Source organism: Pseudomonas fuscovaginae SE-1, assembly GCF_000364705.1.
Lineage (GTDB): Bacteria > Pseudomonadota > Gammaproteobacteria > Pseudomonadales > Pseudomonadaceae > Aquipseudomonas > Aquipseudomonas fuscovaginae_A.
Map to the genome: position 1 here is coordinate 1 of NZ_AQOH01000208.1, position 1,706 is coordinate 1,706.

Consider the following 1,706-nt stretch of genomic DNA (forward strand, 5'->3'; position numbering starts at 1 on the left):
GCCTTGCCTGACCTTCGTCTCAAGACTTTTCAGACAAAGCCTAGGGCTGCGCTGTCTGACAGGTCATGCCCTGGCTGGTGCGCAGGGCGTCAGACTCAGCGCTGAACGACCCGCATGTGGCCGGTCTGCTCCTTGGCGATCACCCGCTTGGCGACCGCGTAGTGGCTGGCCCAGTAGGGTTTCTTCAGGGTGTCGATGGTCACGGACTTGCCGCGACGCGGGGCATGGATGAAACGGTCGTTGCCCAGGTAGATGGCAACGTGGTTGACCTTGCGGCTCTTGATGTTGAAAAACAGCAGGTCGCCCGGCTTCAGGTCCTTGCGATCGACCTTCTGGCCGTGGCCTGAAGCCATGGCGTTGGAGGTGCGTGGCAGGTCGCTTGCGGCGACGCCACTGTAGGCGTACTTGACCAGGCCGCTGCAGTCGAAGCCCTTGCTCGGGCTGCTGCCGCCCCAGCGATAGGGGGTGCCCAGCACATTCACCGCACGGCTCAGGGCTGCGCTGCTCTGCTTGCTGTTCGGCGCACCGACGGCGGTGGCGGTGAGTTCGGCGTGTTTCGCTTTACCGTGGTTGGCGCGCTTGCCAGGGTGTTTGCTGCCTGGAACGCTGATCTCGGAAAGTCTGGCGACGGCTGCAGGTGACTTTGCAGTGTGGCCGTCGATGTTGGGAAGACGTTGCTCACGATTGGTGGCGTGGGCGGCCAATGGCATCAAAAGGCAAAGAGTCAGCCATGTCTTGAAAAATGGTCGCATTAGGCAAGGCTCATATGGATTTAGCGCGCAACTTTATAACAGCTTTCAGGTCTTTCCGAGGCCGTTTGTCGACTCTATACGGCGGGCAAAAGCGCTCTGCGCCGCCGAAAAGAGACTCATGGGTCACGCGCAGCTCAGGCGCCACAAGGCTTTCAGCGGTTTTCGGCAAGACTCTGTTACATGTTTTGAGACAGTAAAAAAGTCACAAAAAAAGACGAAAAATTTATCTATCAAGCTCGGAGATGGCATTCATGAGCAGCTATCGACACGATGGTGCGTTCGCCAATACCCACAACGTGCTCCTGGGGTATTTGCTGTGGATTTTCGGTTTCACCGGTTCCCACCGTTTCTATTACGGCAAGCCGGTGACCGGAACGATCTGGTTTTGCACGTTCGGATTGTTGGGCATCGGCTGGCTGATCGACCTGTTCCTGATTCCGGGAATGGATCGCGAGGCGGACCTGCGTTTTACTCCCGGTCCGCTGGACTACAACGTCGCCTGGTTGTTGCTGACGTTTCTCGGCATCTTCGGTGTGCACCGGATGTACCAGGGCAAGTGGATCACCGGCCTGTTGTACCTGGTGAGCGGAGGGCTGCTGGGGCTGGGGGTGCTGTATGACTTCTGGACGTTGAATGACCAGATTTCGCTGAGGAACAGCGGGCGGGGGGGAGGCTTGGCACCGAGCGGATTGTGATGAGCGGGTCTGTGTAGTGAATGAGTGCACCTGTGGTGAGCGGGCTTGCCCGCGCTGGGCTGCAGGGCAGCCCCAAAACCTGTCACTGCGTTTGTCAGGTAGAACGCGGTGGCAGGTTTGGGGGCCGCTGCGCGCCCCAGCGCGAGCGAGCCCGCTCGCCACACTAGGCTCTGTCTGAGAAGTCTTGATACTCGGTGATGCTGCGTTGAAAACCACCTCGGAATGCTCATTTACTCCAGTAAAGTCGGGCGCGACCCCG

At 59.1% G+C, this 1,706-nt stretch carries 2 protein-coding genes; one reads left to right on the forward strand and one right to left on the reverse strand.

From position 1 onward, the window contains the following. Positions 1-95 precede the first annotated feature (95 nt). On the reverse strand, positions 96-752 hold the full coding sequence (locus K675_RS0118845) for a C40 family peptidase (protein WP_026145336.1): 657 nt from the start codon (positions 750-752) through the stop codon (positions 96-98). A gap of 251 nt (positions 753-1,003) precedes the next feature. On the opposite strand from K675_RS0118845, the gene K675_RS0118850 reads away from it, so the two are divergent. After that, positions 1,004-1,447 (forward strand): TM2 domain-containing protein, encoded by a 444-nt coding sequence (locus K675_RS0118850; protein ID WP_017905044.1) that lies wholly within the window; start codon positions 1,004-1,006, stop codon positions 1,445-1,447. Positions 1,448-1,706 lie beyond the last annotated feature (259 nt).

What these genes read in the sequence shown, in the direction of transcription:
- K675_RS0118845 (WP_026145336.1), bottom strand. Translation starts at nt 752, where the DNA reads ATGCGACCATTTTTCAAGACATGGCTGACTCTTTGCCTTTTGATGCCA.
- K675_RS0118850 (WP_017905044.1), top strand. Translation starts at nt 1,004, where the DNA reads ATGAGCAGCTATCGACACGATGGTGCGTTCGCCAATACCCACAACGTG.